This is a genomic window from Caballeronia sp. LZ008 (assembly GCF_031451435.1).
Classification (GTDB): Bacteria; Pseudomonadota; Gammaproteobacteria; order Burkholderiales; family Burkholderiaceae; genus Caballeronia; species Caballeronia zhejiangensis.
The window spans coordinates 2,503,987-2,511,710 of the sequence record NZ_JARUXK010000001.1 but is presented as its reverse complement, the minus strand read 5'-3'; the positions used below and the strand labels follow the sequence as shown (position 1 = coordinate 2,511,710).

The 7,724-nt window shown below is 62.4% G+C and carries 7 protein-coding genes; 3 read left to right on the top strand and 4 right to left on the bottom strand.

What is annotated here, in order from left to right; all coding sequences use genetic code 11:
- Positions 1-216 precede the first annotated feature (216 nt).
- Positions 217-1,851 (top strand): NAD(P)/FAD-dependent oxidoreductase, encoded by a 1,635-nt coding sequence (locus QCE49_RS11655; protein WP_250435243.1) that lies wholly within the window; start codon positions 217-219, stop codon positions 1,849-1,851.
- 29 nt (positions 1,852-1,880) lie between these two features.
- Complete coding sequence (locus QCE49_RS11650) at positions 1,881-2,261, top strand: hypothetical protein (protein WP_250460034.1); 381 nt, start codon at positions 1,881-1,883, stop codon at positions 2,259-2,261.
- A 53-nt stretch (positions 2,262-2,314) separates the two neighbouring features.
- Here QCE49_RS11650 and QCE49_RS11645 read toward each other — a convergent pair whose 3' ends face one another.
- The 3 genes from QCE49_RS11645 to QCE49_RS11635 all read right to left on the bottom strand — a co-directional run bounded on the left by QCE49_RS11645 (position 2,315) and on the right by QCE49_RS11635 (position 6,381).
- Positions 2,315-3,856, bottom strand: a complete 1,542-nt coding sequence (locus tag QCE49_RS11645) for a UxaA family hydrolase (RefSeq protein WP_008344367.1) — start codon at positions 3,854-3,856, stop codon at positions 2,315-2,317.
- 16 nt (positions 3,857-3,872) lie between these two features.
- Positions 3,873-5,159, bottom strand: a complete 1,287-nt coding sequence (locus QCE49_RS11640) for an MFS transporter (RefSeq protein ID WP_008344369.1) — start codon at positions 5,157-5,159, stop codon at positions 3,873-3,875.
- A gap of 97 nt (positions 5,160-5,256) precedes the next feature.
- Positions 5,257-6,381 carry a mannitol dehydrogenase family protein gene (locus tag QCE49_RS11635; RefSeq protein WP_250460036.1) on the bottom strand — a complete coding sequence of 375 codons (1,125 nt, stop codon included), beginning with the start codon at positions 6,379-6,381 and terminating at the stop codon, positions 5,257-5,259.
- A gap of 224 nt (positions 6,382-6,605) precedes the next feature.
- Between QCE49_RS11635 and QCE49_RS11630 the strand changes: the two genes are divergently transcribed.
- A complete protein-coding gene (locus tag QCE49_RS11630) occupies positions 6,606-7,304 on the top strand; it encodes a FadR/GntR family transcriptional regulator (protein WP_175983099.1) in 699 nt (232 codons plus the stop codon).
- Between the two features lie 48 nt (positions 7,305-7,352).
- Here QCE49_RS11630 and QCE49_RS11625 read toward each other — a convergent pair whose 3' ends face one another.
- On the bottom strand, positions 7,353-7,673 hold the full coding sequence (locus QCE49_RS11625; RefSeq protein ID WP_008344375.1) for a hypothetical protein: 321 nt from the start codon (positions 7,671-7,673) through the stop codon (positions 7,353-7,355).
- Between the last annotated feature and the right edge of the window lie 51 nt (positions 7,674-7,724).

Below are 7,724 nucleotides of genomic sequence, written 5' to 3'. Positions count from 1 at the left end.
ACCGTGAAACGACTCCACGCCGATGATAGTGCGGATACCCGTGTGAAAGTAGGTAATCGTCAGGCTCCTCATGCTCCAAACAAAAACCCCACCCCAAAAAGGTGGGGTTTTTGCGTTTGAAGCGCGGTATCTGCAAATCCGCGAAGTGCGCGTTGCGCAAGCGCTAGAATCTCTCTACAGCTTTTCAAAAAGTACGGCAGCGCCGTCGATTTCCCCATGCTACGTCTAAGCGAACTCAAGCTCTCGCTCGATCATCCCGAATCGGCTATCGAAACTGCGGTTCTCGCGCGTCTCGCGGAAATCGGCGTTGGCGCGAACGAACTCGTGAGCTTTCACGTATTTCGCCGCGCACACGATGCCCGCAAGCGCGCCGATATCAAGCTCACCTACATCATCGATGTCGAGTTGCGAGACGAAGCGTCGGTGTTGAAGCGACTGGAAGCGCATCCGCATCCGCACTGCGGCGTGACGCCCGACATGGCGTATCGTTTCGTCGCAAAAGCGCCGGCGCAATCGACGATGCTGCGTCCCGTCGTCATCGGCATGGGACCGTGCGGGCTTTTCGCCGGCTTGATCCTCGCGCAGATGGGCTTTCGGCCGATCATTCTCGAACGCGGCAAAGCGGTGCGCGAGCGGACGAAAGACACGTGGGGCCTCTGGCGTCGCAACGAGCTCAATCCGGAATCGAACGTGCAGTTCGGCGAAGGCGGCGCAGGCACGTTCTCGGACGGCAAGCTCTACAGCCAGATCAAGGATCCCAAACATTACGGCCGCAAGGTGCTCGACGAGTTCGTCAAAGCTGGCGCGCCGGAAGACATTCTGTATTTGAGCCGGCCGCACATCGGTACCTTCCGGCTGGTGAGCATGGTCGAGAAGATGCGCGCGCAAATCCATCAGCTTGGCGGGGAAGTGCGATTTCAGCACCGGGTTGAAGACATCGACATCGATAACGGCAAGGTGCGCGGGCTCAAGCTTTCGACGGGCGAAACGCTGCGCTGCGATCACGTCGTGCTCGCCGTCGGTCACAGCGCACGCGATACGTTCGAGATGCTGCACGAACGCGGCGTCTACATGGAGGCCAAGCCGTTCTCGCTCGGCTTCCGGATCGAGCATCCGCAAGGCGTCATCGACAGAAGCCGCTTCGGGAAATTCGCCGGCCACGAAAAGCTCGGCGCGGCCGACTACAAAGTGGTCCATCACTGCAGCAATGGACGCGCGGTCTATAGCTTCTGCATGTGCCCGGGCGGCACGGTCGTCGCGGCGACGTCCGAGCCGGGCCGCGTCGTGACGAACGGCATGAGCCAGTATTCGCGCGCCGAGCGTAATGCGAACGCGGGCATCGTCGTCGGCATTACGCCGGATGACTACCCGGGCGGCCCGCTGGCCGGCATCGCGTTTCAGCGCAAGTGGGAAGAGCGCGCGTTCGAACTCGGCGGCGGCGACTACTCCGCGCCGGGGCAACTCGTCGGCGATTTCATCGCGGGGCGCGCATCCACTTCGCTCGGTTCCGTGGCGCCGTCCTACAAGCCGGGCGTAAAGCCGACCGATCTGAGCACCGCGCTGCCCGATTACGTGATCGAAGCGATTCGCGAAGCGTTGCCCGAGCTCGACAAGAAGATCAAGGGATTCGCGATGCACGACGCAGTGTTGACCGGTGTCGAGACGCGCACGTCGTCGCCGATCCGCGTGCGTCGCAAGGACGACTATCAGAGCGTCAATGTGGAGGGGCTTTATCCGGCGGGAGAGGGCGCGGGCTACGCTGGGGGCATCTATTCGGCTGCGATCGACGGCATCGAAGTGGCGGAAGCGGTCGCGTTGCAGATGATGGCGCAGCACGCCGAGACGGTCTGATCGTCCGCGCTCCCAACGAGGTCGCGAACATGCCATCCGATGCGCTTCTCATCACCAATCGAGCGGTTGCTGTCGTCTTGCCGAAGCAGCCGTTCGTCGATTGGATCAACCGCGCCGATCCGGCACCAGACCCGCAGCGTCCCGTTCTTTTCGACGAGGCGCGCGACGACCCAAACACGTTCCTGATTCCATGCGGAGGCGACGATGTTATTGAGTCCGCCGAGAAATGGATCAACCGAAACTGGCAGACGATTTTCGACCAGATGCTCGACGACTGGTACACGGACGACGCATTGTGGCCGCAGAAGCGATCGCTCAAACTCTTTCGCGAATGGTGCGAAGTGCGGCTTCACGGCACAGTGTTCGACTGTTCCGACGAGCCAATCCAAATCGACCTCGGACCGGCCTGATCAAAGAAAAACGCGCCGGAACACGGCGCGTTTTTTTCACCAAAATAGAAGCCTCAAGTCACCACACCCACCTGCCAAGGCACGAACTCACTCTGCCCATACCCGTGGAGTTCGCTCTTCGACGCCACGCCTGACGCACAGTCGAGCATCATCTGGAAGATTTCGTCGCCGAGTTGTTCGATGGTCGCGGAGCCGTCGATCACGCCGCCGCAATTGATATCCATGTCCTCTTCCTGGCGTTCCCACAGCGCGGTGTTCGTCGCCAGTTTGAGCGACGGCGACGGCGCGCATCCATAAGCCGAACCGCGTCCCGTCGTGAAGCAGATCAGATTTGCGCCCGATGCAACCTGGCCCGTCGCCGACATCGGATCGTAGCCGGGCGAATCCATGAACACGAAGCCTTTCGCGTCGATGCGCTGAGCGTACTCGTACACTTCGACGAGATTCGTTGTCCCGCCTTTCGCGACCGCGCCGAGCGATTTCTCGAGGATCGTCGTCAATCCGCCGACCTTGTTGCCTGCCGACGGATTGTTGTCCATCGCCGCGCCATTGCGCGCGCAGTATTCTTCCCACCACTTGATACGCGTGAGCAGTTTCTCTCCGACCTCGCGGCTCACCGCGCGGCGCGTCAGCAGATGCTCCGCGCCATACACTTCCGGCGTTTCGGAAAGAATCGCCGTGCCGCCATGCGCGACGAGCTTGTCGACCGCCGCGCCCAATGCGGGATTCGCCGAAATGCCCGAATAGCCATCCGACCCGCCGCACTGCAAACCGACGATCAGGTGCGACGCCGGCAGCGGCTCGCGCTGCACGCGATTGGCATCGGCGAGCATTTCCTTCACCAGCGCGATGCCGCGTTCGATCGTCTTGCGCGTGCCGCCGCTATCCTGAATCGTGAAGCTCTTCAGATGCGAACCGTCCTTCAGCCCGCTCGATTCGAGCACACCGGAAATCTGATTGGTCTCGCATCCCAGACCCACGAACAGCACCGAATGAAAATTCGGATGCACCGCGTAACCCGCAAGCGTGCGCCGCAAGATGCCGAGCCCTTCGCCCTGCATGTCGATGCCGCATCCGAGACCGTGCGTCAGCGCGATCACGCCGTCGACGTTCGGGTAATCCGCGAGCGCTTCCGGATGCACGTCGCGCCGGAAATGATCGGCGATCGCGCGGGCGACCGTCGCCGAGCAGTTCACGCTCGTCAGCACGCCGACGAAATTGCGCGTGGCGACGCGGCCGTCCTCGCGGCGGATGCCCATGAAAGTCGCGGGCTTGTCGACGAACGGCGTCGGATGCAGATCGACGCCGAACTCGTGCTCGCGCGCGAAATCGGCCATCGACAGATTGTGCGTGTGGACGTGCTGCCCGCGCGCGATCGCTTCCTTCGCCACGCCGATGATCTGGTTGTAGCGCTTCACGGGCGCGCCCGCCGCGATATCGCGCGTCGCGATCTTGTGGCCCGGCGGAATCAGCCCGGCGACGACGAGATCCTCCGACGCGATCCGCGCGCCGGAGAGCAACTGACGCGTCGCGATCACGACGTCGTCGTTGGGATGCAGCCGGATGACCGCATGGTCGGTGGATGTGGTGGACATGGTTTTGTTCTCAGACTCAGACCGTGGAAGGTGCGCGACCGTCGTCGCGCCGGGCTTGCTCTTCTTCGGCGCGATTGAGCGGTTCGATCTTGCCGACAATGAAAAGATAGCTGAACGCGCCGAGGAAGCAGAAGCCGCCCGCGACGCACAGCGGAATCACGAACGAGCCCTTGGTGATCGCGAGCATCACGCCGGTGAACGTGGTGATGACGATGCCTGCCAGATTCGACGCGAAATTCTGGATGCCGCCGATCGACGCGACGTGATCCGGCGTCGGCGCGACGTCGCTCGGGAGCGACCAGATCGATGCAGCGGCGAACGCGAGACTCGCGTAAGCGATGCCGAAGAACGCGAGCATCAGATAAATGTTTTCGACGAACGCGCACAGCGTGATGACGGACGACATCAGCATGCCGCCGACCATGCAGGTCTTGCGTGCGGCGGTCAGGCTCCAGCCGCGCTTGAAGAGCGAATCGGAGATGAAGCCGCCGAGCCAGCCGCCGGGAATCGACATCAGCGCGGGAATCGTGCCGAGCGTGCCGAGCGATTTCAGCGAGAAGCCGTGCGCCTGCACGAGATAGCTCGGGAACCAGGTGATGAAGAAGTAGATCACGAAGTTCAGGCAGAAGAAGCCGAGCATCATGCCCCACAGCGTGCGGTACTTGAACAGCGACGCCCACGACACCTTGTTCTTCGGCGCAACCGGCACCGGCGCGACATCGGTTTCGCCGGTGAGATCGCCCTTCGACTTGTTACGGTAGATCAGGAACCAGCCGAGAATCCACACGAAGCCGATCACGCCGGTAATGACGAACGACGCTTCCCAGCCGAACGAGCTGATGATGAACGCGACGACCGGAATGGACAGTGCCGAACCCACGCGCGAGCCCGAATCGAAGATGCTGGTCGCGAATGCGCGCTGCGATTTTGTGAACCATTGCGACACGAGCTTCGCGCACGACGGATACGCGCCCGCTTCGCCGACGCCCAGCATCAGGCGGCAGCCGAACATGCCGACGACGCTCGTCGCAACCGCGGTCAACGCCGTGAACACCGACCACCAGCCCACCGCGAGCGGCAGTGCGATGCGTGCGCCGACGCGATCGACGAACCAGCCGAACGGCATCTGCATGAGCGCGTAGCTCCAGAAGAAGCCGCTCAGGATGAAGCCCATTTCGGCCGGGCCGATATTGAGCGCTTTTTCGATTTGCGGCGCGGCGACCGCAAGGTTTGCACGATCGATGTAATTGATCGCGATTGCCAGAAAGGCCAGAAATATCACTACCCAACGCATTTTGCGCATCGTTTGTCTCCTCAATGGGGCGGCACTTCAATGTGTTCCAGCTCGATCCGCGATGCCGGCGCGGTGAGCCGTGATTGAAAATCGGTCGGGCCGGTCGTCAGGCGGTTTCGAGTGCGTCGCGAAGACGCGTTTGTTCGATGTCGAGCTTCAGTTCGCGCGCCAGATCGATGACGGGCTGAAAGCGTCGAACTTTCTTCTCGTCGTGATTGCGCGCGATGTCAGCGAGCCGATGGACGAGAAACGGGTTCTCGAAGCGGTTGCGCACGCTCGCGAGGTAGTCGGCCGCAACGTCGCCTTTGCCGAGCGCCGCGAATACGGGAAGCACTTCGTCGCGCCACGTCGCTTCGAGCGGCTCGCGATAGGCCGGATCGCCCATCGCGTCGAGTACGGTCATGTCCGGCGAGCCGTCGCGCGTGCGCCAGATCTGCGCGAGCATCGTGTGGCCGAGATTCAGCATCAGAAGCTTGAGGCGTTCGTAGTGCGCGAGATCGTCGGTGACGACGATGTCCTCGTGCTCGCACGGCAATACCATGCCGTCCTGACGCTCGATCGCCCACAGCGCGTACGGCTCCGCGATCGCGCCGACAGGTTGTATCGGCTCCGACACGATGCGGTCCACGAGCGAATTCACCCACACGCAGTCGTTCGTCAGATAAGCGATGAACGCGTCGTCGACGTTCCAGCCGCGCGCCACGCCGATCACCAGATCGCGCAGCGTATCGCCGTTGCGCGAAACGAGTTCGCAGGGCAGAAGCGTGATCGGCGCGCCGCCGGCGCGATGCCGCGCGTGCAGCAGCACCGCGAGCTTTGCCGCGAAGCCGCGCGGCGTGCGCTGGCCGTCGAGCAGATCGGCGGTGTCTTCATCGAAAAGCGCGTACCCTGCGTCGGCGGTGTTCGAGACGATCACTTTCACGTCGCGCTTCACGCGCTCGATCAGCAAGGGCCAGTCTTCGTTCGCGTGCAGCGCTTCGGTGATGGCATCGCATTCGACCGTCATATCGATGGTTTCATCGCGCTGACGGCCACGGATGCGCACCGGATAACGCCCGGCCGAGCGCAAGGCCTCGACACGCGCGCGGCTGTCGGCGCTCGACGTCGTCTGGACGACGGTGATCTTGCCGAGCGCTTTCGCCGGATCGCGGCGCGCTGCAACGGTCACGAAAAAATCGACGTGTGCCTGCAAAAAGCGGCTGGTGCCGAATTGAAGAATCGGATTGCTCATCGTCGCGCGCGCTAGGGAGGAATTTGGTCTGGGAACGGTTCCAGATCGCCGTAAAAAAATTGGCCCACCTGGCCTTACCGGATTGCATACTAGTGTCTTGAAATAGAATTGGTCAAGCCACTTGTAAGCAGTCTGCGGACGGCAAACGCCCGCCCCACGGCGCGTCAACCCTTCCACTGATTACAATCCACGTTTTCCCCGAGACGAAAAGCAGGAGCCAGCTCGTGAGCGTCAAACCAGCCGAAACGCGTCGCCTCTATCTACAGATCGCCGACAAGCTGCGCGGGCTGATCGAACAGCAGGATTTCGCGCCGAACGGCCGCTTGCCGTCCGAGCGCGAACTGGCGCAGACGCTCGGCGTGTCGCGGCCATCGGTGCGCGAGGCGCTTGTCGCGCTGGAACTGGAAGGGCGCGTCGAAATTCGCATGGGCTCGGGCGTGTACATCGTCGCGGCGCCGTCGGCGAAGCCGGCGACGAGCGAAGCGGAACTGGGCGAAAGCCCGATCGAGATCATGAACGCGCGCGGCGTAATCGAGGGCGCGATCGCGGCGAGCGTCGCGCCGTTCGCGAAACCGAAAGAGATCAAGGCGTTGCGCGCCGTGTACGAGACGATGGCGCGCGAAGTCGCGAACGGCCAGGTGCCGATGGCGGCCGATCGCGCGTTTCACATCGCGATCGCGCAGATGACCGGCAACGACGTGCTCGTGCGAACGGTCGGCAGTCTGTATGACGAGCGGCATAGTCCGCTGTCATCGACACTACGTGGGCACTTCGAAGGAGAGGAAACGTGGGCGGCCGCGCTTGGCGAGCATCGCGAGATTCTGGAAGCACTGGAAGCGCGCGACGCCATACAGGCGCAAGCCGCGATGCAGCGGCACATGCGTCAGTCCGCGGCGCGCCTCATGACCAAACGCAAAAGCTGACGCCGGCGCGCGCTCGGAACGCGCACCGGTTTCAGACGCGCGATCGCGTCAGCCCGGATAGGCTTCATCGACCTTCAGACCCGCCAGCTTGAAGATCACGCGCAACGTTTGCGGCGCAATCTCGCGGCGTGACGCGAGCGTCGTCAGGACGAAATCCATCACCTTGGCGTACTTCAGCATGGTCAGGCACGTTTCGATATCGGTGGATCCGTCGCGCATCGATTCGGCGAGGCGCAACATCTCCACGGAAATCTCTCGTGCCATTTCGAGTTCGAGTTGCTGCTTTTCGCTCCACGCGGGCATCGCGGTCAGTGCCGCGAGCATCTCCTGAAATTGTTTCTCTGCTTTCTTGTCCGGGATCGCATCCATCGCCGTCCTCTCATGTTCATGGCGCCGGCGAGTCGCATTCGCCGCGCTGTG

Excerpts from the sequence above, each read along its gene's own strand:
- QCE49_RS11655 (WP_250435243.1), top strand. The coding sequence starts at position 217 with ATGCTACGTCTAAGCGAACTCAAGCTCTCGCTCGATCATCCCGAATCG.
- QCE49_RS11650 (WP_250460034.1), top strand. The coding sequence starts at position 1,881 with ATGCCATCCGATGCGCTTCTCATCACCAATCGAGCGGTTGCTGTCGTC.
- QCE49_RS11645 (WP_008344367.1), bottom strand. The coding sequence starts at position 3,856 with ATGTCCACCACATCCACCGACCATGCGGTCATCCGGCTGCATCCCAAC.
- QCE49_RS11640 (WP_008344369.1), bottom strand. The coding sequence starts at position 5,159 with ATGCGCAAAATGCGTTGGGTAGTGATATTTCTGGCCTTTCTGGCAATC.
- QCE49_RS11635 (WP_250460036.1), bottom strand. The coding sequence starts at position 6,381 with ATGAGCAATCCGATTCTTCAATTCGGCACCAGCCGCTTTTTGCAGGCA.
- QCE49_RS11625 (WP_008344375.1), bottom strand. The coding sequence starts at position 7,673 with ATGGATGCGATCCCGGACAAGAAAGCAGAGAAACAATTTCAGGAGATG.